Origin of the sequence: Aeromonas sp. 604176 (assembly GCF_049170755.1) — a bacterium.
GTDB lineage: Bacteria > Pseudomonadota > Gammaproteobacteria > Enterobacterales > Aeromonadaceae > Aeromonas > Aeromonas veronii_A.
The window spans coordinates 12,754-37,771 of record NZ_JAAKNE010000001.1; the positions used below are offsets into that span (position 1 = coordinate 12,754).

General features: G+C 56.5%; 16 protein-coding genes and 1 pseudogene. 8 read left to right on the forward strand and 9 right to left on the reverse strand.

From position 1 onward, the window contains the following. Positions 1-55 precede the first annotated feature (55 nt). Positions 56-520 carry a ribonuclease HI gene (gene rnhA, locus G5358_RS00065; RefSeq protein WP_005337815.1) on the forward strand — a complete coding sequence of 155 codons (465 nt, stop codon included), beginning with the start codon at positions 56-58 and terminating at the stop codon, positions 518-520. On the opposite strand, the gene G5358_RS00070 is transcribed toward rnhA, so the two are convergent. Next, on the reverse strand, positions 508-1,230 hold the full coding sequence (locus G5358_RS00070; RefSeq protein ID WP_421323351.1) for a methyltransferase domain-containing protein: 723 nt from the start codon (positions 1,228-1,230) through the stop codon (positions 508-510). The two genes, rnhA and G5358_RS00070, sit on opposite strands and share 13 nt — an antisense overlap. Before the next feature lie 72 nt (positions 1,231-1,302). On the opposite strand from G5358_RS00070, the gene gloB reads away from it, so the two are divergent. After that, positions 1,303-2,067, forward strand: coding sequence for a hydroxyacylglutathione hydrolase (gene gloB, locus G5358_RS00075; RefSeq protein WP_421323352.1), 765 nt, complete (start codon positions 1,303-1,305; stop codon positions 2,065-2,067). A 70-nt stretch (positions 2,068-2,137) separates the two neighbouring features. After that, on the forward strand, positions 2,138-3,691 hold the full coding sequence (locus tag G5358_RS00080; protein WP_227342315.1) for a lytic transglycosylase: 1,554 nt from the start codon (positions 2,138-2,140) through the stop codon (positions 3,689-3,691). A gap of 160 nt (positions 3,692-3,851) precedes the next feature. Here the strand turns inward: G5358_RS00080 and astE are convergent, their stop codons facing one another. Together astE and G5358_RS00090 are read right to left on the reverse strand one after the other, a co-directional pair. Then, entirely contained in the window at positions 3,852-4,877 is a 1,026-nt protein-coding gene (astE, locus tag G5358_RS00085) for a succinylglutamate desuccinylase (protein WP_416014142.1), read from the reverse strand. Positions 4,878-5,171: 294 nt separating this feature from the next. Next, positions 5,172-5,381, reverse strand: a complete 210-nt coding sequence (locus G5358_RS00090; protein ID WP_158112369.1) for a DUF1127 domain-containing protein — start codon at positions 5,379-5,381, stop codon at positions 5,172-5,174. A gap of 525 nt (positions 5,382-5,906) precedes the next feature. Here G5358_RS00090 and G5358_RS00095 point away from each other — a divergent pair. Next, complete coding sequence (locus G5358_RS00095) at positions 5,907-6,800, forward strand: DNA replication terminus site-binding protein (protein WP_421323353.1); 894 nt, start codon at positions 5,907-5,909, stop codon at positions 6,798-6,800. Positions 6,801-6,954: 154 nt separating this feature from the next. On the opposite strand, the gene G5358_RS00100 is transcribed toward G5358_RS00095, so the two are convergent. Next, a complete protein-coding gene (locus tag G5358_RS00100) occupies positions 6,955-10,791 on the reverse strand; it encodes an SNF2-related protein (protein ID WP_421323354.1) in 3,837 nt (1,278 codons plus the stop codon). 615 nt (positions 10,792-11,406) lie between these two features. Between G5358_RS00100 and G5358_RS00105 the strand changes: the two genes are divergently transcribed. From G5358_RS00105 to G5358_RS00115, 3 genes are all read left to right on the forward strand, one after another. Continuing rightward, positions 11,407-11,799 carry a hypothetical protein gene (locus tag G5358_RS00105; protein ID WP_421323355.1) on the forward strand — a complete coding sequence of 131 codons (393 nt, stop codon included), beginning with the start codon at positions 11,407-11,409 and terminating at the stop codon, positions 11,797-11,799. 50 nt (positions 11,800-11,849) lie between these two features. Beyond that, complete coding sequence (locus G5358_RS00110) at positions 11,850-13,892, forward strand: protein-disulfide reductase DsbD family protein (protein ID WP_421323356.1); 2,043 nt, start codon at positions 11,850-11,852, stop codon at positions 13,890-13,892. A gap of 142 nt (positions 13,893-14,034) precedes the next feature. After that, on the forward strand, positions 14,035-14,559 hold the full coding sequence (locus tag G5358_RS00115; protein WP_216953213.1) for a protein disulfide oxidoreductase: 525 nt from the start codon (positions 14,035-14,037) through the stop codon (positions 14,557-14,559). A 374-nt stretch (positions 14,560-14,933) separates the two neighbouring features. On the opposite strand, the gene G5358_RS00120 is transcribed toward G5358_RS00115, so the two are convergent. Further along, positions 14,934-15,311, reverse strand: a complete 378-nt coding sequence (locus G5358_RS00120; RefSeq protein ID WP_368216280.1) for a hypothetical protein — start codon at positions 15,309-15,311, stop codon at positions 14,934-14,936. Positions 15,312-16,160: 849 nt separating this feature from the next. Here G5358_RS00120 and G5358_RS00125 point away from each other — a divergent pair. Beyond that, positions 16,161-19,181: pseudogene (locus tag G5358_RS00125) on the forward strand (metallophosphoesterase); the annotation flags it as partial. Positions 19,182-19,292: 111 nt separating this feature from the next. Here the strand turns inward: G5358_RS00125 and thrC are convergent. From thrC to G5358_RS00145, 4 genes are all read right to left on the reverse strand, one after another. Continuing rightward, positions 19,293-20,567, reverse strand: a complete 1,275-nt coding sequence (gene thrC, locus G5358_RS00130; RefSeq protein WP_421323357.1) for a threonine synthase — start codon at positions 20,565-20,567, stop codon at positions 19,293-19,295. Continuing rightward, positions 20,564-21,544 (reverse strand): homoserine kinase, encoded by a 981-nt coding sequence (thrB, locus tag G5358_RS00135; protein WP_421323358.1) that lies wholly within the window; start codon positions 21,542-21,544, stop codon positions 20,564-20,566. Before thrB ends, thrC begins: the two co-directional genes overlap by 4 nt. Before the next feature lie 2 nt (positions 21,545-21,546). Further along, positions 21,547-24,039, reverse strand: coding sequence for a bifunctional aspartate kinase/homoserine dehydrogenase I (thrA, locus tag G5358_RS00140; protein WP_421323359.1), 2,493 nt, complete (start codon positions 24,037-24,039; stop codon positions 21,547-21,549). 263 nt (positions 24,040-24,302) lie between these two features. Further along, positions 24,303-25,007 carry a tRNA/rRNA methyltransferase gene (locus G5358_RS00145; RefSeq protein ID WP_421323360.1) on the reverse strand — a complete coding sequence of 235 codons (705 nt, stop codon included), beginning with the start codon at positions 25,005-25,007 and terminating at the stop codon, positions 24,303-24,305. Positions 25,008-25,018: the final 11 nt, after the last annotated feature.

The following is a 25,018-nucleotide window of genomic DNA, read 5'->3' on the forward strand; positions in this document are numbered from 1 at the left end:
CTTTACTTACTCGCTAGTTTACCCCAAGCCTCATGTTAAAACAGATTGATTGCTCATGTTAAAACAGATTGATGTCTATACCGACGGCTCCTGCCTCGGCAATCCGGGCCCGGGTGGTTACGGGGCCGTCATGGTCTACGGCAAGCACCGCAAAGAGATTTCCGCCGGATTCAAGTTGACCACCAATAACCGGATGGAGCTGATGGCCGCCATCATGGGGCTGCGCACCCTCAACGAACCGTGCAAGGTACGCCTCACCACCGACAGCCAGTATGTCCGCCAGGGGATCACCCAGTGGATCATCGGCTGGAAGAAGAAAGGGTGGATGACCGCCAACCGGCAACCGGTCAAGAACGTCGATCTCTGGAAGGAGCTGGATGCGGAAGTGGGTCGCCACCAGATTGAGTGGCTCTGGGTGAAGGGTCACTCCGGCCATCCGGAGAACGAACGGTGCGACGAGCTGGCCAGAGATGCCGCCTGTGGCAAGGATCTGGCCGAAGATACCGGCTACCAGCCCTGACGGGCCATTCCCGGTGTGGCGAGGGACTTTGGCAGTTGCCAGCGCCGCCGCACCGGGATCAATGGAAAGCGCCGTTTACGGGCCGCAATCACGTATACCGACGCAAATGCCCTGCAATAATCCCGCCCGATACTCTCCCGCCACCAGCTGTGCCAGCTCTGTTTACCCATAAACGAGTAACCGAAACGCTCGTCAAACATCACTTCACACCCCAATAGATGCAGCCAGTCCGTCACCCGCCCAGGGGTAAACATCCGAGCAGACCAGGGCAACTTGCGCCGTAAAAAAGGGATACAGTGGCCAACTCCCACCAGACTCACCGGATTGTAACCACTGATGATGAGCCAGCCATCATCGGTCAGCACCCTTTCGGCTTCACGCAATACCTGATGGGGATCGGCGGAGAAATCGAGGCAGTGAGCCAGCAGACAGGCATCGACGCTGCCGGTTCGCACCGGCAGCTCGAGGGGATCGCCATAGATGTCCAGCAGTCGTCCCTCAGGCGCGACACCCACCTGATGACGAATGGATGAACATTTGCAGGAGAGCTCGGCGCTCAGGGCTCCGACCTTGAGCAAGTGATACCCGAACAAGTTGGGGCACCAGCTGTCGAGCCGCTCCTGGATCTCGGCCGCCACCCAGTCACCCATAGGCAGCGCTGACCAGCTGGTCGGGATCTCGATTTGTTGTTCGGTACGTGCCACCTGCATAATAGGGTTCAACTCGCGGTTTCGAACGCCATCCTGTTATATAAGATACCCTCCCTAAAGAGAAGCAGACTCATGTATCCAGTGATCACAGTTCCAGCCTTTAATGACAATTACATCTGGTTGATTAGACACGAAAATCACTGTCTGGTTGTCGATCCGGGCGATGCCGCCCCCGTGCTGGAGCGGCTCTCGGCACTGGATCTCGTGCTTGATGCCATCTTGCTCACCCACCACCATCATGACCATGTGGGAGGCGTCAGCACATTGCTCGAGCACTTCCCCCACGCGAGACTGTATGGCCCCAAACTTGACCCCATGCCGGATCATCATGGCCAGTGGCTCGAAGATGGTGATCAGATCAACTGGCACGGCCTCGCCCTCGAGGTAATCCATGTGCCCGGGCACACCCGTGGCCATATCGCTTACTATGGTAACGGCATGCTCTTTTGTGGCGATACCCTCTTCTCGGCCGGTTGTGGCCGCCTGTTTGAAGGGACGCCGGAGCAGATGTACCACTCGCTGCAACGACTCGCCGCCCTGCCCGATGAGACCCTCATTTATTGTGCCCACGAGTACACCCTCTCCAACCTGCGCTTTGCCTATGCAGTTGAACCGGACAATCCGGCGATCCGTGATCAGATCGGACTGATCAGCAAACTGCGGCAACAAGGGCTGCCAAGCCTGCCCACCCGGCTGGAGGATGAACGCAAGTTTAATGTTTTTCTGCGCTGCGAGCTCGATTCAGTGAAATTTTCTGCTGAAAAGCACGGGCTAAAATGCGTGGAAAATCCGGTAGATACCTTCACCATCTTGCGTCAGTGGAAGGACGTTTTTTGAACAAACCTTGATCAGGGGGCCATTGCCCCTTATGATGCGGGCTGTTTTTCCCAAAAATGACCGGAACGAGATGAAGGTACGAACGGCCTTATTGGCAGCGCTGTTGCTCAGCGGCTGCCAAAACCTGAGCCATCAGGATGACCGGGCGCTAACGGCAATCGAGCCGATCAAGTCCCACCAGGTCAAGAAAAAAGCGCATAAAAAACACTCTTCCCATTTCCTGTTTGGCGATGAACAACTGGATGAAATGGAAGAGACGGACAATCTGTGGGTGCGTATCAGCGATGATATGCAACTGGAAACTCCGGACAACCCGCGCATCCGCCAGCAACGTGAGTGGCTGTTGCGCAATGATAAGCATCTGGCGACCATTGCCAGCCGGGCTGAACCCTACCTCTATCTGATGGTAGAGGAGATTGAACGGCGTGAGCTGCCAATGGAGCTTATTACTGTCCCGATGATCGAGAGCATGTTTGATCCTCATGCCCGATCCCGCAGCAATGCCGTCGGACTCTGGCAGTTTGTGCCAGCGACAGGCAGAAACTTCGGTCTGCGCCACGACAACTGGTATGATGGACGGCGCGATGTGCTGGCCTCCACCAATGCGGCGCTCGACTATCTGGAGTACCTGAACCGCTTCTTTGACGGTGACTGGCTGCAAACGCTGGCCGCCTACAATGCCGGTGAAGGCCGGGTGCGCAACGCCATCCAGCGTAATCAGCGCGCAGGCAAGCCGACCGACTACTGGTCGCTCGATCTGCCGCGCGAAACCCGGATGTATGTGCCCAAGATCCTCGCCATGGCTGACATGATCAGCAATGCGGACAAGTACAATATCCAGTTGCCGGTGCTCGCCAACGAGCCGAAGCTGCGTGTGGTTGAGACTGGCAGCCAGATCGATCTGAATGTGGCCGCCCAACTGGCCGGTCTGCGCACGTCACAGCTCAAGGAGGTCAATCCGGCCCTGAGCCGTGGCGTGATGTCGCCCCGTGGCCCTTACCGCCTGCTGGTACCGGTGGAGTATGCCGATACCCTGGAGCTGGCACTGGCCGATCTGCCCAAGAGCGAGCGTATTCGTACCCGCTCCTATCAGGTCACCAGTGGCGATACTCTGTCGCGCATCGCCCAGAATCACGGCGTCAGCGTGAGCGAGCTGAAACTGGCCAACAATCTGCGCAGCAACAACCTGCGTCGCGGTCAACAACTGGTGATCCCGACCCATGGTCAGGTCAGCAGCAAGGCCAGCTCCGCCAGCAAACCGCAGCAGCTGGCAAGCCGTGGCAGCAGCCAGAAGGCCAAGGTCAGTTACAAGGTGCGCTCGGGTGACAACCTGTGGAGCATCAGCCAGGCGCACGGCGTCTCCCACGAAGAGCTCGCCAAGTGGAACGGTCTGAATGCCAAGTCGGCGCTCAAGCCAGGCATGAAGCTGGTGGTCTATCCCAAGCAAGGGAAGAAGAGCGACAAATCGATGGTGTATCAGGTTCGCCGTGGCGACTCCATCTCCTCCATCGCGGCTCGCTTCCAGGTGGCTATCAACGATGTGATGCGTTGGAACCAGCTGGATAAAGGGGATTACCTCAAACCCGGTCAGGAGCTGACCCTGTTTGTGAAGAACAACAGCTAAGCCTCACCGCGTGAACCCGATAAAAAACGGGGCCAGTCATCTGACTGGCCCCGTTTTTTATTACTGCGGCTAACCGCTGCTGTGTCTAAGCCGCCGACTAAAACAATGGCTTGGCGCCGCCTGCGGATGCATCACCGCTCTGCAGGCAAAACTATCACAGCTATTCCCAGAGCCTTGTCGGCACCACCATCAGCACGGTGCGCTGACCGATCGCCACATTGGCATTGGGGAAGACCACCGCCTCACGCGGCTTCTCGACCGTGTAGCGCAGCTCGCCATCCTCGGCCAGCACGAACCCTTGGGGGAATTCGGTGAAGTTGTCGACATCGCTGGCGAACAGGAAGCGAAAGTCCGCCGATTTTTTGGTGATCACCCGATCGATGGCAAACAGGGTGAAATCATCCGCCCGCCACGGCTCCAGTGCCACCTCATCCTGAGTGACCAGCTCCTGCAGCGCCTGCCGGGTTTCGATAAAGCGGGTCATGTCGTTCTCGCCAAACGGGCGCACCTTGCCCAGCTCCACCGTAAAGGCGTGGGCACCATGCTGGCGGGAGCTGTAGTAGCTGAAGGTCGTGGTCGGGCTGGCGGAGAGCAGAATAGTGCGCACCCCGCAGGCGCCGAGGAACTGCACCTGCTCGCGGCAGTGAGGCCGCTCGTGGGGGAAGGGGTAGACGGCAAACTTCTCGTGGCGCGAACCGCGAATGGCGGTGTGCAGATCGTAGTGGTAACGGGGACGAGCCGGATCGGCAAAGAAGCGGCTCACATACTGCTCGAGACGCATGGCACGGATCCGCTCCCGATTGCAGAGCCCCTCCCCCTTGCTGTGAGCACCGGAGAAGAGCCGGTTCATGTTCTCCTCCACCTCCCGCAGCCCCAGATTCATCGCCGCCGGATTGCCAAACAGGAACAGCACCCGATGGCGGGCGCTCAGCTCGCCAGAGAGCAGACGACTCAGCAGCTGGTTGCAGATCTCGATGGGAGCGGTCTCGTTGCCGTGAATACCGCAGGAGAGGACGATATCCTTGCGTCCTCCCGGCTGATCGCCCGCGCCACGGGCAGGCTCCAGACAGAGCACGCCCGTATCCCAGACGCTGACCCGCGCACCATCGGGCAGGGCAAATTCAAAGGGCTCAAGCTGCCACTCATGGCTGCGGGTCAAGGCCAAAAAATCGTGCTGGGGAATCATCCGTCTCACCCTCTCGCTCTGGAATACTATGGCCGGATTATACGCAAGGCATCGTGGCTTAAAATCATTTTTTAAACAAATTCAAACATTAACGATACAAGTGTGATAACAATCGAACGATGACAGCAATGACAGTAGCGATGTGGAATAAAGAGGAGAGGAAAAAGGATCAACAAATAACAGGGGGAAAACGGGGGGAGATAAAACAGACAATAACAGACCTGGCAGTTGGTCCCCACAGGGGCAGAACAGCAAACGACTCAGCAGAAAAACAAGGCATCCATGCCCGGTAGATCAACCACGCCAGAACGGCTTGGTGGTCTCTTGATAACGGTCAGCTTCGTTCAGGCCGATGTCTTTGAGCAGGTACTCGGGCAGCTCGGAGAGCTGGCGACGGCTGCGGCTGCGTTCCAGCCAGGTCAGAACGGTCATTTTAACGCGAGCAACCAGATTCAATTGGCTGGAATGCTGGTAACCGGTTTCGGTATAAGCCATGTTGGCCATGATGTGGCTCCTCTGAATATTTGTTTACGCACTGGGCTTTATTTGATGCGCAAAGCTTAGTCAGGGAACAGGGCCGACTCAATTGACGAATTTTGATACGTTACATTAGTAAATCTAATGTCTAAAAACGGCAGGATTTAATTTTAACGCTTTGATTTTAAACAAATAATTATTTTAACAGTTGGCCAGCAGAGTCGCACAGCATATTGTGCTGCATGGCACCCATCTATATATGCATTTTACTGCTTTACATATGCAGGGATGGACAAGGTGTGAACAGCTGGCAACAGCGGAGCTACACGTGATTGTTAATTTAATGATCTTGTGGTGATCTTTATTTAACACTCTGAAACATAAATAAAACCATTACCACATCCCCATTCAGAGGCGCACATTGCCCCCTCCTCAAAGTGCCTCTTGGCACTCCAACCGCATGCTGGTATGTTTATTTATACAGTAGTTTTGCTACCCGCAGCAATGTCATACCTGATGTCGTCAACAGCGGGTCAGACCACAGGATCATCGATGGATACCTTTACCCCTACCGCCGCCCTGCGTCAACAGATGGCCGCCATTGAAACCTCTCTCAACCAGCTGGCCGATCTGCTTGGCCAGCTCGAGCTGCAGGAGGCTCATGTCTATCCCCTCCCCCCGGTTGCACAGGGGGAAGAGCACGACCCGATCGAGCAAATTGAGGTGGGCTATCTCAACGGTGAAGCCGCGCTGGCGGCCACCCTCGCCGCCTATCGGGACCACAGCGCCCGCCCCGGCTGCTCCACCAAGGCGACTCATCGGCTGCCCGGCTGGTTGCGCTTTCCTGCCGCCGCCGCTCCGCTGATCCAGCCTCTGGTTGAGGAGATCAATCAGCGCAAGCTCGATTTCAAGGGGCTGGTGCAACAGGCGGGGGGACGGGACGAGAAGTTCGAGCTGGTACATACCGCCCTGCCCGGCGTGATCACTCTGCAGGTCTACCGCAAACTGACCCTGTTGGCGGGGGAGCTGCAATCCCTTGGCTTTACCTGGGCTGACAAGCAGACCATCAATCGCCTCAGTCGCGAGCAGGTGCTTGAGATGCTGGAGCGCAGCCGCCGCTACATACCGGCCCTCTCCAACAACGAGGAGTGGAGCAAGATGGTGGATCAGGAGGTGTACGACATTCGCCGTCTGCCCGCCGATGCCGAGCTGCGGATCCGCCGCCCGGTCAAGACTCACCCGATGATCAACCTGCTCTGGCTGGAGCGCACCCCGCGCAAGCAGCAGATCAAGGCGAGCCTGCCTCTGCTGCTCTGCTCCGATACCCCGCCTGCAGTCACCCATCTGGGCAACTATCCTCCCAAGAGCCGGCAGGCGCGGCGAGATCGCAAAATTGGCGGCGAGCCCATCATCGAGCGGCTGCACCTCTATCTCTATCAGGGGTGACTGGATCTGGGATAGCTGGATCTGGGATAACCGGGCCGCCTTTCCGCGATAAACGAGTATCCAGCATCTGTATCCCAAATAAGAAAAGGGAGAACATCTCTGGATGTTCTCCCTTTTCTGTATCGATAGGAGGTATGAAAGGTGGCGTCGCCAATCAGCCCATCAGCAGGGCCCGCAGGCTCTCCACATCCAGCCCGCGCACCTCGGACTGGCCGCTCAGCAACCCATCGGCCAGCGCCCGTTTCTCGTCGTGCAGGGCGACAATCTTCTCCTCCACCGTCTGCTCGCACACCAGCCGGTACACGGTCACCGGCTGGGTCTGCCCCATCCGGTGCGCCCGATCGCTCGCCTGATCTTCCACTGCCGGGTTCCACCAGGGATCGAGGTGCAGCACGGTATCGGCCTGGGTGAGGTTGAGACCCGTGCCCCCCGCCTTGAGGCTGATGAGGAACAGCGGCACCTCCTCGTGGCGAAAACGCAGGATGGAGTCCTGCCGCGCCTTGGCCGAACAGCCCCCATCCAGATAGCAGTAATCCCAGGATTTCTGCTCGATGCGGGCCCGCAACAGACTCAGCAGATCGACGAACTGGCTGAACACCAGCACCCGATGACCACCATCGATCGCCTCCTCCAGCAGGGCCATCGCCTCATCAAGCTTGCTGCTGGTTTGCGACCACTCGGGCATCACCAGCTCCGGTGAGCAGCAGAGACGGCGCAGCCGGGTCAGGCCACTCAGCACGTGCATCAGGGCGCGACCATCTGCGCTTTGCACCTGCTGCACCACTTCCCGCCGGGTCGCCTCGTAGAGCTGACGCTCTTCGGGGGAGAGGCTGATGTGGTGGATGATCTCGGTCTTGTCCGGCAGCTCGGTCAGCACCTGCTGCTTGAGACGGCGCAGGATAAAGGGGCTGATCACCGCCCGCAGCAAGGCCATGTGCTGGGGATCCTTGACCGCCTTGCCAAAGCGACGCTTGAACTCACCAAGGCTGCCGAGCAGCCCCGGGTTGATAAAGGTGAAGAGGCTCCACAGCTCCCCCAGATGGTTCTCGATGGGGGTGCCGGAGAGGGCGAGGCGAAAATCGCCGTCGAGCTGGAACAACAGCTTGGCGCGCTGGGTACCGGCGTTTTTGATCTGCTGCGCCTCATCGAGCACCATGGAGGACCAGCGGCGCGCCTTGAGCGCCTCCGCCAGGCTGCCGAGCATGCCGTAGTTGATGAGGATCACCTGCCCCGCTTTGGCCTCACGAATGATCCCCTCCCGCTCGGCCGGGTTCTCGAACACCACCACATCCAGCTCGGGGGCGAAACGGACCACCTCCTCCTGCCAGTTGGTGACCACTGACTTGGGCACCACCACCAGCGCAGGGCCAAGGTGCTGGCGCATCCGCAGCACGATAAGCGCCTGCAGCGTCTTGCCCAGACCCATGTCATCGGCCAGACAGGCACCAAAACCGTGATGGGCAAGGGTCGCCATCCAGCGAACCCCCTCCTTCTGGTAATCCCGCAGCGCGGTGAGCAGCTCCGGCGGGCAGGATACCTCCTGCTGCCACTCCTGCTGCAGGGATTGCCATGCCGCATCCCCCTCGGTGGTGATGACCGAGAGCAGACGGGTCAGCGGGTAAGCCAGCTTGTGGTTGATCCGCTGCTCGTCGTCGAGCATGGCCCCCAGCATGGAGAGCCGCTCCACCAGCTTGTCGCTCAGCATCAGGCTGGTCTTCTCGTCGAGCTGGACGGTGCGCTGACCCGGGGTCAGCTGACGCAGGATCAGGCGCAAATCGAGGATCTGATGCTCATCGAGGGCCAGCGCCCCTTCGACCTGGAACCAGTCCTGCCGCCGCTCGATGCGCAGGCTCAGTGCCGCTTCATCCAGGCTCTTGAGGCGGGCGCTGTCCTGATGCCAGTGAATGACCACACCGGCATCCACCAGCTCGGGCAGGGCATTGACCAATGCCAGTGCCTGCTCTCCTTCAAGGCGCCACTCGCTGCCGGGCAGATCGATGGGAAGCTGATTGCGCAGTAGCTGGGCCTGCACCTTCTCGGCCCCGAGATCCCGCTGCCAATAGTGGTTACCCTTGATCCCTTGACGGATGATGCTCTCCCCCTTGCCCAGAGGCTGGGGAGGCAACTCGTCAAAACGGGTCACCAGCTTGACCGCCAGCTGGCCATCCTGCCAATCGAGCTGCACCGAAGGAATGCCCGGCCAGGGGGCCAGTTCGGCATTGCCGTGCAATCCCTCAACCTGGCTGTGCCAAGGCAGATCGGCGATCCCGTCCAGAGTGCGCTGCAACTCGCTCATCCCCTCGGCGGGCAGCAGCGGGATGGATTCGAGCGCTGGCAAGCGGTCGAGCAGCGGCTGCGGGGTGAGGATCAGCTGCCACAGATCCTGCGCCAGCGGCATGATATGGGCCCCGCGGGCGGCTGCATCTGGGATCAGCAAGGCACTCATCCCCTCTTCGGTCGCGATAATCTGCAGCAGCGGCGCCGTGATGGCGAGCTGCAGCTTCTGTCCCTTGGCGTTGAACAGGCGGGGGTGATCGGCCAGCGGCGCCCAAACATCCCGGGGCAAGCGTCCCATCACCCGCGGCAGGGTGCGCACCACTGCCCAGTCGTGCTCATCGAGCAGCGCCGCATACTGGGTGGAGAGCAGGGTGGGATCGACCCGGCGGCCCGCCGTCCACTCCCCCTTGGTGCTGAGTTTCTGGATCTTGCACTCCAGCTCGGGGCCATCGGCGTGAAGCAGCCACACCAGCCGCTCCTGTGGCTTGCGCACACCGCTGGCACGTCCCAGCCCCTGCAGCCAGTTGAGCCAGCTGGCGGAGGCAGCCCCCTTCTCCTCGCCGCCTTCCTCTTCTGGCTCTTCGTCTTCGGCCTCGCTGTTACGCAGCTGGCAGAGTGGCGCCCCTTTGGCCCCCTCTCCCAGCAGCAGGCGCAGCAGATCCTGACAAAACGCCATCAGGCGATGATGGGGTTCGGCATCGAGCAGGTGGGAGAGATCCCACTTGTGCAACATGGCCACCTGCGGGCTCTGGGCACCGTGACGGGCCAGCGCGCAGAGATCGAGCCAGAGATAGCCCCAGTGGAGCTCCTCCACCGGCAACTGCAGGGTATCGAACAGGCCGACCGCCTGACCGTGGCGATCGCCCGCCCACTGGCTGAGCAGATCGGCCAGCAGCGGAAATTGTCCGCCAAGGCTGCGCTGCCACTTCTTGCGCTGCTCGCTGGCAATGACGGGGTCTGCCTGCTGCAACCAGCCGAGCCAGAGCAAAGCACTGAAGGCACGCGGCCACTGCCCCTCATGACCCTCGGCCTGCCACTGGCCCAGAGCCGTGAGCAACCGCTCACCCAGAGGGCCACACTCCCCCTGCGAGGCAACCGCCTGCAGGGCAGGCCACAACAGGCTGGAATCGGTGCTTTCGCCATCCCCACAGAGCCAGCGCCACTCCGCCTCAAACGCCTTTCCTTGCGCCTGCACCTCGGGGGCACAGCGGGTCAGCGCATTCGCCAGTGGCCAGCGCTCTTCATAAGGGGCATCGAGCAGCAGCTGCAGCGAGAAGTGCTCCAACAGCAGTTGCTGCCAGGCGGGGCTGGAACCCGCCAGCAGCAGATGCGCATCTGCGGTATCGAGCAGTGTGAGCAGATCACCGGGAGAGAAGAAAGCCGGGATCTCGCCCGCCTTGCCCCTGCAAAGCTCGCGCACCAGCCCGTGAACCAGATCCTGGCCGGTCACCGAGGAGACCCGGCCCCAGTCAGGGGCAGCACAAAGCCCAGCCCGCACCCCCAGGATCAGCGCCAGCGTCCCCTCTGCAGTCAGGCTCCACTGCTGCTCCCCGCGCAATCTGACAAGGCCGGCGTCATGGAGCCGGGTCAGGTGGCTGGCGAGCTCATGGCCCGCCCCCAGCGTATCTTGTAACAGACGGGTACTGGCGACACGCTGCAGTTGCAAGGCACTGAGCAGCAGATAACTATCCGAAGAGAGGGTGGACGCAGACATCAAGACTCACGGGCAAGTGCAAAAGCGGAATTTTAACGGTAAAGCGCCAGCGGCTCGACCCTTTACCGTGAAATAACTCAAAAAAAAACGGCCATCCATGATGACCGTCGAAAGTAACGAAGGAAATAGCCGGATCATCCGGTTACCTCCCACAGCGGGAAAATCGGGAGCGCTAGCCCCTAATTCGTGGAGCCAATGCTAGAGGTTGGCGCCCGAAAAAGCTTTGAAGCGGATCACAGTTGAAAAGGATTTCTGAAAACGGTTTCAATTTTTGACGACCTAAAGAGATGATCTTGCACCAAATGAACCATCTCCAACCCGGCCTTCCTCGTCGCGGCATGGATCCCATATACCCATTTCCATTCAGGGCTCGAGGGGGCTGTTGGCCCTGACCGCCGGAATGCGCGGGGCATTATCGGCGATTGGCAGCTGAACGACTCCCCCCTTGTCCGGAGCATTGGCAGACTGATCTGGCCAGCACGCTCGGTACTCGGCCAGCTACGAGGGCAAACGTGGCGACTCACCGGTTGCAAGAAACGGGGCTTCATCCGACCGGCTTGCCCGGGCTGTCATTGATCGATAGGATGTGCCCCATTCCAAGAGGGCAGGAGCAACATGATTTTGCGACAACGCGTGGCGACAAGACTCCTGCTGCTGGTCTGCATTCTGCTGCTCAATTGTGCACTCCAGCCGCTGACCAGGCTGGCTCAGCTGGAGATAGCCGCTGGCTGCCATATGCTGACCGTCCCATCCTCCGCCATCGATGTCGATGTCGATGTCGATGAGGATGGCCGCGCAGCAACGCCGCAACCCGGCAGTTGCCCGCTCAACGGCAAGTGGCTCAGTGCCGCCAGCGTGCAATGCGCCGAACAGCTCTTCTTTGCCATCGCATTCCTGATCGCCCTGCTGGCACCACTGTCCCGTTGCTCGCCCCCCCTCCCCCCACCCAGAAATATCTCTCCGCCAGAACGGCGGCTTCATCTCACCCTTTGTGTCTGGCGAGAATGAGTCAGTCGCGGCTTAAACCACCCTGACTTTCATTTTCAAGAGACAACACCATGTCAAACATCTTCAAGACTGCCCTCTTGCTGGGCAGCCTGCTGTGGCAATCCATCGGATTGGCCAGCGATACCGGCTGGCTCACCAGCCCCCGCAACGATCACGCACAAATCCGGCTGCAAGCAGATAGCCGGGATCCGGCACAGCCCCGGGTGCTGCTCAGTCTGACACTCGAGTCCGGCTGGAAAACCTATTGGCAAAACCCGGGTGAAGGGGGAATTGCCCCTGAAATTCTCTGGGATGACCCCAAACTCACTCAACAATGGCACTGGCCAGTGCCAGAGCGATTCGCGGTCAGCGGCATGTCGACCCAGGGGTATCAGCAGGCCGTAACCTTTCCCATAAGCCTTGGCCATGGCAACCGCAAGGCGCTGACCGGCACGTTACGCCTTTCAACCTGCAGTAACGTCTGCATCCTGACCGACTACCCTTTTGCCCTTGCTCTGGATGGTACGGCACCGGACGGATTCGACCTTGCCTATGCACAGGCGATGAGCAAGCTGCCTCAAGCCATGCCCAAGAGCGTCAACCTCCAGGCCGGCTACCAGCAAAACCGGCTACAGCTGAGCGCTAAGCAGCAAGAGGGGTGGCGGGCTCCGCAGATTTTCCTCCAGCAGCTGGAGGGGGTCGAGTTTGGCGAGCCCAGCCTGGAGGTGCAGGGCAATACCCTGATTGCCCGCATTCCGGTCAGCGATGGCTGGCAAGGGGATGCACCGGATATCCGTCATCAGCAACTGGGCGTGGTACTGGTCAACGGTGACGAAGCCTGGCAGAGCCAGGTCACCATAGGTGATCCCCTGCCACTACCCGCTGGTGGCCACTCGCTGCGCTGGATCCTGGGGGCAGCACTGCTTGGGGGGCTTATTCTCAACCTGATGCCCTGTGTGTTGCCGGTGCTGGCCCTCAAGCTGGGATCAGTACTGCAGCTGGAGACCCGTGAGCGTCGCCCGGTTCGCTTGCAGTTCCTGGCGGCAAGCGCTGGTATCCTGGTCTCCTTTTGGGCGCTGGCACTGATGAGCACCCTACTGCGCGCCACCCAGGGGGCCGTCGGCTGGGGTATCCAGTTCCAGAGCGTCTGGTTTATCGGCTTCATGGTCGTGGTGACCTTGCTGTTCTGTGCCAACCTGCTGGGGCAGTTCGAGATCAGGTTATCGAGCAATGTCAACACCCGCCTGGCAACCGCGGGTGGCAACGGCATGGCCGGTCACTTTCTGCAGGGCTGCTTTGCCACTCTGCTGGCAACACCCTGCTCCGCCCCTTTCCTTGGCACCGCAGTCGCCTTTGCGCTCGGGGCACCATCCGGTCAACTCTGGCTTGTCTTTACCGCACTGGGGATTGGCATGAGCCTGCCATGGCTGCTCATCGCCGCCCTGCCCCGTCTCGCGCTTTGGCTGCCAAAACCGGGACGCTGGATGGGGCGCCTGCGCATCCTGCTCGGCCTGATGATGCTGGGCTCCAGCCTCTGGCTGCTCAGCCTGCTTGGCAACCATATCGGCCATAACAGGGTTGTGATCCTGATGGCACTGATACTGGCAGCCCTGCTGCTGGCGGTCGTATGGCGCCACGGTATTCGCGGTGTAACCCTGGGGCTGGCGCTGGGCTGCTTGCTGGTCGCCGCCCTGCTGCTCGGCGGCGCCTTCACCATGGAGGACAAACCACAACAGGATACCGTCCACTGGCAGCCACTCTCGGAGCAGGCCATCCAGGACGCCCTGGCACAACACAAGCGGGTCTTCGTCGATGTGACCGCCGACTGGTGCATCACCTGCAAAGCCAACAAATTCAACGTGCTGCTGCGCGATGATGTGCAACGAGCCCTGAGTGCCCCCGATGTGGTGGCCTTGCGCGGGGATTGGAGCCGCCCCTCAGACAGCATCGCCGGCTTCTTGCGCCAACGCGGCAGTGTGGCCATTCCTTTCAACCAAATCTATGGCCCCGGGCTACCGGGTGGCGAGATCCTCTCTCCCCTGCTGGATCGTGCAACTCTGCTGGCCACTCTGGAGCACGCTGCGAACGCCCCTGTTCAAGGAGAAACAAGATGAGATATATCCTGCTCATACAGACCCTGCCGGGAGAGCGGGGCATACCCGCAGCGCAAGGGGGAAATTATCGGCAATCGGCTGATCTCCCTCATATAGCGCTCGGGGGCAACGTCAAAAACGCACTGGTCATCAAGGGGCAATCATGACAGCAACATCATCCCGGCTCCTCCGTCTGCGCCGCTGGAGCAAGGAGGCCCTCTGGCTGCTGCTGTTGGCGGTGATTATTTCGACGGCGCTGGACCTCTGGCGCAGTCCGGCGCTGCCAGAGGGAAGCCCGCTGCCTCAACTGCTGTTGCAAGATGGCACTCTGGCCGACCTGCAGACAATGAGTCGGGACAGACCACTGCTGATCTATTACTGGGCCAGCTGGTGCGCAGTCTGCCGTGTTACCACACCGACAGTGGAGCAGCTATGGCGAGACGGCGAAAACGTGCTGACAGTGGCGCTGCGCTCCGGCGACCAAGCCAGGTTGCAGCAGGGGATGGCCAGGAAGGGGTTGACCTTCCCGACCCACAATGATGAGCATGGCAACCTTGCCGCCCGCTGGCAGGTGAGCGTCACCCCCAGCTTCCTCATCATCAAGCAGGGTAAATTGGTGAGCTCCACCACTGGCTGGAGCTCGGGCCCGGGACTGAAACTGCGGTTGGCCTGGGCCAGCCTCGGCTAACTCGGCCCGCCAGGGAGCACTATTGCGGCCCCTCTTCCCGCTGAAGAGGGGCTTATCGCCAGCCATCCGATGCCTATTTATCAGTGATGGGTGGCCCCCTCGCGGGTTAATGGCTCAAATCGGAAGTGGTAATCCATCGGCGATCGCGTGGGCGGTGAACCGTGATGGATACCATTCATGGGTTGACGCTGAACAAGGCAAAGCCCAGCAAGCGGGAGATAATATGTCCAAAACCAGATAGGGAGCCCGGTCATAGAAGATCAGCAACCGAGTTTAATGTTCCCGACAACGCTTGGGCTTCACGGCGTTCACTACGCATAAAAAGCGCGGGGGGCCTGATGGCCCCCCGCAAACACACCGGATGAGAAAATGCCTTACTTGGCGGCGCTATCCTTCACGCACTTCTGGACAAAGCTGTTCTTGGCCGCGCCAGCCAGCTTCTTGTCGGCCGCCGCCTTCTCGCACTTGGCCGCCGGATCCATCGCCACGCCCGTCTTCACGCACTTCTGGATAAAGCTGTTCTTGGCCGCACCGGCCAGCTTCTTGTCGGCCGCCGCCTTCTCGCACTCGCCGGTCGCAGCACCCGCGGCATCTTTCACGCACTTGCCGACAAAGCTGGTCTTGGCGGCGCCGTTAAGCTTTTTGGCCGCTGCCTGCGCCTCGCACTGCAACTGGGCTGTGTCGTTGGCAAAGACCGGATTGGCCAGCAGCACGCTGCCGCAGAGCAGGCCGAACAGGATGGTACGCTTCATGGGTGATCTCCTCTCTATCTGGTGATGTGTTTGCATGGTCATATTTGCATGACGATGTGTTGCAAATGGCTGTGATTGCAACAGCTGATTGTTGCCGCAGATCCCCCGCCTCGCCAGCTTGGGAGCGGATCACAGAGCAACCATCGCCCGCACTATAGCGCCGATTGGCAGAGCGGGATTGTCCCCAGCCAATCCTTCCTCAGCGGCAAGCCTACCTCCTACTTTCCCGCCACGCCCGCCAACCCCAATAAAATCAAGGGCCATGGGAATCCAGTTCCCGGTCAGGGCGATTTGTTGAGCCAGCGCAAAAAATCAGTCATTACTGACACTTACGTCACTTTTTGACTGGTGCGGCCAGATTCGATCGGCTTAACATAGCCACACGGTGCCTATTAATCAGTGATAGGCTGCGGCCCTCGCTGGTTAATAGAGCATATTGGAAGCTGTAATCCACGGGCGGTAGCGTGGGCTTTGAACAGTGATTGATGCATTTCGTAGGTTGGCGCTGAGCGTAGCGGAGTCCAATAAATGAGAGAAACGATTTTCAAAAATTCGATAGGAATCGTGGCAAGAAAAAATCAGAAACCGAATTCAGCTTTCTCGGCAACGTTTGGATTCCCTTTTTCATCACTAACCTAAAGTTAGCCAGAAATACGATACCGACATATAATAATTACATTTTGAGGATGTTATGAAAGCTATTTTACACATATCGGATTTGCATTTATCAAACAACCCTAAATATGGGCTTAGCATTAATGATTGCAGAACTGTATCAACAGCCCTAATTGCCGATATAAAATACCTGCAAGACCAGAATAATTTTACAGTAGACTCTATTTTTTTACTGGTGACTTAGTCTTTTCTGGTCAACAAACCGAGTTTGAGGCTCTTGAAGCAGAATTTCTATCAGTAATTAAGAAAGAGCTATCGATAAGTTCTGAGCAAGTTTATATTGCGCCTGGAAATCATGATATAGATAGGAGCAAAATAAGTATTCTTGAGAAAAATATAGCATCTTATTCAGACAAAGATCTTAGTGAGTTATTCAAGATAATAGGTTCTGGAAATCAAGATTGGCCCAGACTTGATGCCTATAATAATTTTATAGCGAAATATTATCATTCTGATGATAGCTTGTTGGATCACAAGCTTATAAAAATTCATAAAATCTCACAGAAATTATATATAGTTTGCCTAAACACAAGCTGGATGGCCATGGATGATGCTGACAAGCATCGACTAAGAGTGACTGGGGAACAAATCCACACCATTCAGAAACACACACGAGAACAAGATGTTAAAATAATCTTACTATGCCACCACCCAATTGACTGGCTCAACAGTGAAGATAGCAAATCCTTATCAACATTCATTGAGAAAAAAGTATCAATGATGTGCTACGGCCATATGCATGAGTTTAAACACCTAAGAGAATCATCTTTTACAGAAGGCATCTCAATAATGCTACAAGCCGGCACACTAGACATTAAAGAGAATAATTCAGGATATTCAATAATACTTTTAAATAATAAAAACAACATTGATGATGGTAGAATATTATACAGAAAGTTTGATAAAGCTAAACAACAATACACTCCTTGGCTAGAGCGTGGAAATAATGGAGAGTTCGACTTCTCTACGAACTCAATGATTACTTTTGACTCAGCAAAGTTCTCTGATTTATCTGGCACAATAGCTGAAGAATTAGATAAGCAACTTTTAATTAACACCGGATTACCTGATCATCAGAAAAAACGGTTAAGCCACTTATTTTCAGAACCCAATTTGCAAGAGATAGATGCTCTAGGTTGTAACAAAAGAGTAATTGAAAACACATCTGACATAGCGTCAGGAAATGACAACTGGGTAATATTTGGCTCAAGCGACACAGGAAAAACTGCCATACTAAAATATATGTTAATTAATGATTTAAATAGACAAAAAAACAGAGGTTACAATAATATATCATTCTACGTATCTGCTGGTGACATCAAGCTAAACTCCCATAACTCAATACTGAAGCACTTATGCCAATTTTATTTCTCACCTGATACAGGCACATCTTTTGAGGAAAAGATAAAGCGTTCTTTAGAGTTAGGGCAATGTACTATTTACATTGATAACATACACTTATGCTCACTTAAAGAGAGCAAGCACCTGTTTGATTTTATAAAAAAATTCAAATCTTGCAAATATATTTTTTCATGCTCTATCGATACTCTTAATGCAATCAGCCACTTTAGTAACGGGTTTACTGAGCATGATTTTTACTCAATATCTATCGGTGGGTTAAGGCGAGCCAACATTCGTCAGATGGTATCTAAATGGGAAAGTCTTAAAGAAACCAAAAGAGAACTAGATGTATATAATAATATTACAAAAACAATATTCAACTCCCAATTACCACACAATTATTTTATATACTCAACTCTTCTAGCTATTTACGATGTAGACAATACAACTCATGGCATATTAACGGAGTCAGATGTAATTGAAAATTTTATAGAAATCCTCCTTAGAAAGCACTTTATGATACCAACCAACAACAAGCCTCAATATAAAGAGTTATTACATTTCCTTGGTTATATTAGCAGTAAGTTTTTTGAACTTAACTCTGTTGCATTACCTTACAATGACATATTATATTTTGCATTAGAGTTCAATAAGAAAACATTATATAGTTACAATGCCATTGATTATATTGATCCTCTAACCGGCTGTGGCATTTTAATAAAATGTAGAGAAAATCATGACTATATACGATTTTCACAGCCGAGTTTTCTTCATTTTTCATTGTCATACTTTATGAAACACGATGAAAGCATTAAAAACAAAATATTATCTGAAACCTATTATTTAGACCACAACAAAGTTGTCGAGTATTTTGCAGCGCAAACATCATCAAATGCAGATATATTATTACTAATAAAATCTAGGGTCGATGAAATAAAACGCCAAGTATCTATAGAAATAAAAAACCAGCATAATATCGATATCAATAGCAAAGACATAGATAAAGAAAACAGCTTGTCAATTCTAGATTTAGCTACTTCATTAGATGACTTTGAACAAAGGGTGCTAATGTTAAAAGCTGATCAGGTAGAAAATGATAAGGAACTGGACTCTATGAGTCCATTAAAAATAGAGAATGAATTTGATCGTAGTACTTATCTAAGAAAGGAAGAGGAAAAAAAACCTTTAGATAATTCTGTATTGCCTCAAGTTCTTTCTTTATATTCTCGTGTTTTTAGAAACATTGAATTGAATATGAATAGAGAACAGACTCTTGAGTTATTTAAAGATATCCTGAATGGATATATGTTCTATTTACGAGTATTCACTATAAAGCTTGATGACTCATATGTCATTCCGATTGCAATCCCTGCGATAGAAAAACATATAAATGAAAATAAACTTTCAGAAAATGAGCGTAATGAAATTCTGACCATATTTAAGATGATTTTATCCTTAATAAGATCCACTACGCCTAATATTATTCAGAAAATGATGAGTGATAACATATCATCTAAAAAACCTAGGCTTGAAAATATTATTAAGGAGGTAAAGCAGTCGATAGATGACCCATTATCAAAAGCGTTGTTATGTTATTTGCTAATGGATATAAAATCATCAAACATAAAGCCATGCTCGATTGAACTATTAAAGGAAAATAATTCAAATGTTGTTGATTCATTATTTTTTAAGCTACATGAACAACTTTGTTTCAATTATGAGCTCAATGCTGAAACTCAGCGATACATTAAAGATACATTAGTTCAGGTAGGAACAGAACGAAAGCTAATGAAACTACAAAAAATAAAACCATTCTTTAATGGTTCTGTAACTATTGAATCAGACACAAAATAAATTAACTACATATATATTGAAATATATCTAATTGCCCTCCCTTAACTTAGACTGAAAATCCCCCGTCACCGGGGGATTTTTTATTTCTATCGGTTATCTCAGCTCAGCGGCTTAGCCCACCAAAAACGCTCTTAACCGGGCAAACTCCGCTGGCAAATTAACGGAGAGCAGCGGCAGCTCAGCGTGTTTGGCGAGCGGGCCGGGCAGCGGCACATCGAGATTCAGGATCTCGTCCACCGACTCCTTGAACTTGGCGGGATGGGCGGTGCAAAGGAACACCCCCACTTCGTCCTCGGCCAGCAGTTCCCCCAGCAGATCCCAGGCGATGGCGCCGTGGGGTTCGCACAGATAATCCAGCTGATGCAGCCGTTTAAGGGCGTCGCGGGTCTGGGCGTCGTCACGCATGCCGGAGCCCAGAGTCTCCAGCGCCCAGCCCTTGCGACGGCAGAGCTCTTCTACCCGCGGCCAGTTGTTGGGGCGGCTGACATCCATGGCGTTCGACAGGGTTGCAACCGTCTGGTGCGGCTCCCACTGACCGGTTTTGAGGTAGCGCGGCACGGTATCGTTGGCGTTGGTGGCAGCGATAAAGCGCTTCACCGGCAGCCCCAGCGCCTTGGCGATCAAGCCCGCAGTGAGGTTGCCAAAGTTGCCGGACGGCACGCTGATCACCGCCTTGGCACGGTCGGCTTTGGGCAACTGGGCCACCGCTTCGAAGTAGTAGCAAACCTGCGCCAGCAGACGGCTGATATTGATGGAGTTGGCGGAGTTGAGGCCAATGGCCTTTTTCAGCGCCTCGTCGTCAAAGGCCTGTTTTACCAGCGCCTGACAGGCGTCGAAGTCGCCGTCGATGGCGATGGTGCGGATATTGCCGCCGAGGGTGCAGAAGAGCTTCTCCTGCAAGGGGCTGATCTTGCCCTTGGGATAGAGGATCACCACCTCGATCCCCTCCAGCCCGAAGAAGGCGTGGGCCACGGCGGCGCCGGTGTCGCCGGAGGTGGCGGTGAGGATAGTAATCTTGTCGTTGGTTCTAAAGGCCGCGAGGCACTGGGCCATAAAGCGGCCGCCGAAATCCTTGAACGCCAGGGTCGGGCCGTGGAACAGCTCAAGGGCATAAGTGCCATCTTTCAATTTCACTAGCGGCGCCGGGAAGGTGAAGGCGGCGTTGACAAGCTCGCTTACCTTGGCGGCGGGTACTTCGTCCCCCAGCAGGTGGCTCAGGATTCGGGCAGAGCGTTCGGCCAGCGGCAGCTCCAGCAGGGCATCCACATCGGCGAGCGGTTCGAGTTGTTCGGGGAAGAAGAGCCCCTGTTCGCGACCCAAGCCCTGACGCACCGCCTGCGCGAAGCTCACCTGTTCGCTGTTGTCCTTGATGTTGTAGAGATTCATAGCTCGCTTCCTGTTACCCGTGCCCCGGCCATGTCCAGTTTGCAGACCCGGGCAAATCCATCTTCGTTCTGCACAAAATGTGCTTCCATCCAATCCTTCATCCGCTCGGCCTGCGCCAGCTCTTTCATCACCACAAACACGGTGGGGCCGGAGCCGGAGATGCCGGTGGCCAACGCCCCGTTCTGGGCCGCCTGTGCCCGCACCTCGGCAAAGCCTTCGATCAGCGCCGCGCGGTAGGGCTCGGCAATCACGTCTTTCAAGACGCTCGCGGCCAGCCCCTCCTGCCCGGTGTAGCTGGCGTGAACAAAGGCAGCCAGGCGGCGGCCATAGGTGAGGCAATCCTGACGGCGATATTGGGCCGGCAGAATGGCGCGGGCGGCTGCGGTGGAGACCACAGTGCCCGGGTAACAGACCACCCAGTACCACTGATCGAACACCGGAATGCCCTGACTGATAACGCCGTGCTCTTCCAGCACCAGCTGCATGCCGCCGAGATAGCAGGGGGCCACGTTGTCGTAGTGAACGGAGCCAGAGATGCGCCCCTCCATCTCACCCATCAGCAGCAGCATGTCGTGCTCGTTGAGCGGCGCGCCGTGAAAAGCGTTGAGCCCTTCCAGCGCCGCCACCACGCTACATGCGCTGGAACCCAGACCCGAGCCCACCGGCAGGTTCTTCTCCAGCACCATTTCAAGCGGCTTGAGACCAAGGCCGCGCTTCTCCAGCGCCTCGCCATAGGCAACCCAGCAATAAAACAGGATATTCTTTTTCGGATCGTCCGGCAGCTTGTGGGCGTAGCGGCCCACGGCGGAGAGGGCGAACGGCACGTCAGCCGCTTTTACCTGCACCCGATCGCCGAGCAGAGAGCCATCCACGGGGGCAAGCGCCGCCCCCAGTACATCGAATCCCACGCTCAGGTTGGCGCTGGAGGCGGGCGCATAGGCGACCACGCTACTGCTCTGGTACATGTCTGAACTCATGCTTACAACTCCTGCTTCCAGTTCTGGGTGCGCAGCACGTCGGCAAAGACGCCAGCGGCAGTCACTTCGGTACCGGCGCCATAGCCACGCAGCACCAGCGGGATTGGCTGGTAGTAGGTAGAGAAGAAGGCGAGCGCGTTCTCCCCGTCTTTGACCTTGAACAGCGGCTCGTCGCCACCGACCGCCTTGATGGCCACCTTGCACTTGCCACCCTCGATAGAGCCCACATAGCGCAGCACCTTGCCTTCACGCTGGGCCGCGGCGAACTGGTCGCGGAACCAGCCGTCCGCTTCGGGCAGACGGGCTATAAAGGCTTCTACATCGCCGCTCACATCAAAGCCGGGTGGCAGCGCCTGCTCGACTTCCACATCGGAGAGCTCCAGCGCCATGCCAGCCTCACGAGCCAGAATGAGCAGCTTGCGCGCCACATCCATGCCGTTGAGATCGTCGCGGGGATCCGGCTCGGTAAAGCCGTTGCTGCGAGCAATCTTGGTGGCTTCAGAGAAGGCCATCCCCTCGTCCAGCTTGCCGAAGATAAAGGAGAGGGAGCCGGACAGAATGCCGTCGAAGGCACGCAGCTTGTCACCGGCCTTGATGAGGTTCTGCAGGTTCTCGATAACCGGCAGACCAGCCCCCACGTTGGTTTCATAGAGGAACTTGCGGCGAGTCTGGCGGGCGGTGCGGCGCAGCGCCTTGTAGTAATCGAGCGAACCGGTGTTGGCCTTCTTGTTCGGGGTGACCACATGGAAACCGGCGGCGAGGAAGTCGGCATACTGGACGGCTACTGCCTCGGAGGAGGTGCAGTCAACGATCACCGGGTTGATGATGTGGCTATCTTCCACCAGCTTTTTCACCCCTTCCAGCGAGAAGCTGTCGCGGGCTTCCACCAGCTGTTCACGCCAGTTGGCGAGGTTCAGACCATCCTTGTTGACCGCCATCTGGCGGCTGTTGGCGATGCCGACCACGCGAAGGCCAGTGCCCTGCTCGGCCAGTACCGGCTGCTGGCGGGCAATCTGATCCACCAGCGCGGCGCCGACGCCACCGACCCCGACCACAAAGAGATCGATAAACTGCTGACTGCCAAAGAAGTTCTGGTGACACGCCTTGATGGCTTCCGCCACCTTGCGATCCCGCACCACCGCCGAGATGGAGCGCTCGCTCGACCCCTGTGCAATGGCGACGATGTTGATGGAGGCTTGCGCCAGCGAGGTGAAGAAGCGGGCTGCCATCCCCTTGCTGGTGCGCATGCCGTCACCAATGAGGGAGATGATCGCCAGATCGCTGATGATATCCAGCGGCTCCAGCAGCTGGTTTTTGAATTCCAGCTCGAACTCGCGCTCCAGCACCTTGCGGGTCTTCTCACTGTCGTAGCTGTGGATACAGAAGCTGACGCTGTACTCGGAAGAGGACTGGGTGATCAGCACGATACTGACCCCGGCGCGGGAGACGGCGGAGAAGATGCGACCGGCCATGCCGACCATCCCCTTCATGCCGGGGCCGGAGACGTTGAACATGCACATGCCGGAGAGATCCGAGATGGCCTTCACTTTCAGGTCATCGTCACCGCTCTCGGGGCCGATCAGGGTACCCGGCCCTTGCGGGTTGAAGCTGTTCTTGATGAGGCAGGGAATATGGAACTGGGCCACCGGCGCGATGGTTTTCGGGTGCAGCACCTTGGCGCCGAAGTAGGAGAGCTCCATCGCCTCCTTGTAGGAGAGGGTTTTCAGCAGATAGGCATCCGGCACCAGACGGGGATCGCAGCTGTAGCAACCTTCGACGTCAGTCCAGATCTCGCAGCACTCGGCATCGACGCAGGCAGCCAGCACGGCGGCGCTGTAGTCGGACCCGTTACGGCCCAGCAGCACGGTCTCGCCCTTGTCGCTGCCACCGGTAAAGCCCGGCATCAGATAGAGACATGACTCTTTACCAGAGGGGCCCTGCCCCTCTACAACCGAGCGCAGCCCCTTGGCGGCAAAGCGCAGGCGGGAGGCTTCGATATCGACGTGGGCTTCCAGATAACCGCCGTCGGTGACCAGCAGCTCTTCCGGCACGATCAGCTCCAGATCCAGACCGCGCACCCGCAGCAGCTCGTGCATAAAGGCGATGGAGAGGTTCTCGCCACGACTCAGAATGCGCGCCTGCACGTTGTCCGGGCAGAGGCCCAGCAGACGGATGCCCTGCATCAGGCGCTCCACCTGATCCAGTTCGCTGGTGAGACGGGCCAGCAGCGCCTTGTCATCGAGCGCCGGATAGGCCGCCTTCAACCCGGCCAGCAGGCGGGAGAAGATGCCATTGACTTCAAACAGGGTGGAACTGGCATCCATGCCGCGGCTGGTCTGCTCCACCAGCGCCACCAGATGATTGGTCACCTTGGCAGGAGCAGAGAGCACCAGGGCTACCTGAGATTGGCCGTGGGTGTTGACCGCGATATCGGCCACCCGTAAAAAACGTTCTGCATCGGCCAGTGAAGACCCGCCAAATTTCAACACTCTCATCGCTTTCTCTCCCTGTAAATCTATGAAATTCAATCTAAAAACCAATCCAACAAAAAGGCCCGTACTGGGTGGGTACGGGCCTTTTTTGATTTCTGTGCTTGTTCGTCAGCGCATCAACCGGCCCCAGTGCCACCTGTGGTGGTACCGGTAATAATGGTGGTGGTGATGACGTTGGTGAATAACTGCATGACGAACACTCGTTGACGAAGCTGGCTTTTAGCAATACCGCGGCGGGCGATGGGCTGTCAACTTAAACCTCTTCGCTACTCACGCCCAAAGCGGCGCGCAAGGTCTTTGCAGAGCAGGTGGAGCATGTTCAAATCCCGCTGCGGCAGCATGGGAACCCGGTCCATCACCCATTGATGCAGTTTTTCATCCTGCGAAACTCCGAGTTCACCCAGCAATTCTGCTGTTTTGCTTTTCAGCACCCGAACCTGCCCGGCGTTATCAAAATTTTCTGCTACCGCAGTGGCGCCTTCGGCGTTCAGCTCATCCATCAGCTGACTCATCTCGTAGGCGTAGAGCATGATCGCCTGCCCCAGATTGAGAGAGGGGTAGCTCACCTTGAGGGGCAGATAGCTGATGAGATCGACCTCGGCCAGCTGCTCGTTGGAGAGCCCCGACTCCTCGCAGCCAAAGACGATGGCGACCTTGCCGAGTGAAGGCTTGCTGCGGATCTGCTCGCGGATCTCCCCCGGCGTGAGGTAGTGCTGGTAACGACCGCGCTCACGGGCAGTGGTGGCGATCACCAGATCCATGTCCGCCAGCGCCTCGGGCAGGGTGTCGAACGCTTCGGCCTGAGTCAGGATCTCCTGGGCACCGTGGGCCACCCAGCTCGCCTCCTCCTCTTCGTGTACCCGGCTCGCCACCAGTCGCATGGCATCGAATCCCATGGTTTTCATGGCGCGGGCAGCCGCCCCCACGTTCGCAGGTCGGGCAGGTGCCACCAGGACAAAATAGAGCTTCATCGGGTTTCCTC

Excerpts from the sequence above, each read along its gene's own strand:
- G5358_RS00070 (WP_421323351.1), bottom strand. The coding sequence starts at position 1,230 with ATGCAGGTGGCACGTACCGAACAACAAATCGAGATCCCGACCAGCTGG.
- G5358_RS00115 (WP_216953213.1), top strand. The coding sequence starts at position 14,035 with ATGACAGCAACATCATCCCGGCTCCTCCGTCTGCGCCGCTGGAGCAAG.
- G5358_RS00095 (WP_421323353.1), top strand. The coding sequence starts at position 5,907 with ATGGATACCTTTACCCCTACCGCCGCCCTGCGTCAACAGATGGCCGCC.
- gloB (WP_421323352.1), top strand. The coding sequence starts at position 1,303 with ATGTATCCAGTGATCACAGTTCCAGCCTTTAATGACAATTACATCTGG.
- G5358_RS00100 (WP_421323354.1), bottom strand. The coding sequence starts at position 10,791 with ATGTCTGCGTCCACCCTCTCTTCGGATAGTTATCTGCTGCTCAGTGCC.
- G5358_RS00080 (WP_227342315.1), top strand. The coding sequence starts at position 2,138 with ATGAAGGTACGAACGGCCTTATTGGCAGCGCTGTTGCTCAGCGGCTGC.
- rnhA (WP_005337815.1), top strand. The coding sequence starts at position 56 with ATGTTAAAACAGATTGATGTCTATACCGACGGCTCCTGCCTCGGCAAT.
- G5358_RS00110 (WP_421323356.1), top strand. The coding sequence starts at position 11,850 with ATGTCAAACATCTTCAAGACTGCCCTCTTGCTGGGCAGCCTGCTGTGG.
- thrB (WP_421323358.1), bottom strand. The coding sequence starts at position 21,544 with ATGAGTTCAGACATGTACCAGAGCAGTAGCGTGGTCGCCTATGCGCCC.
- G5358_RS00090 (WP_158112369.1), bottom strand. The coding sequence starts at position 5,381 with ATGGCCAACATGGCTTATACCGAAACCGGTTACCAGCATTCCAGCCAA.
- thrA (WP_421323359.1), bottom strand. The coding sequence starts at position 24,039 with ATGAGAGTGTTGAAATTTGGCGGGTCTTCACTGGCCGATGCAGAACGT.
- astE (WP_416014142.1), bottom strand. The coding sequence starts at position 4,877 with ATGATTCCCCAGCACGATTTTTTGGCCTTGACCCGCAGCCATGAGTGG.
- thrC (WP_421323357.1), bottom strand. The coding sequence starts at position 20,567 with ATGAATCTCTACAACATCAAGGACAACAGCGAACAGGTGAGCTTCGCG.
- G5358_RS00145 (WP_421323360.1), bottom strand. The coding sequence starts at position 25,007 with ATGAAGCTCTATTTTGTCCTGGTGGCACCTGCCCGACCTGCGAACGTG.
- G5358_RS00120 (WP_368216280.1), bottom strand. The coding sequence starts at position 15,311 with ATGAAGCGTACCATCCTGTTCGGCCTGCTCTGCGGCAGCGTGCTGCTG.
- G5358_RS00105 (WP_421323355.1), top strand. The coding sequence starts at position 11,407 with ATGATTTTGCGACAACGCGTGGCGACAAGACTCCTGCTGCTGGTCTGC.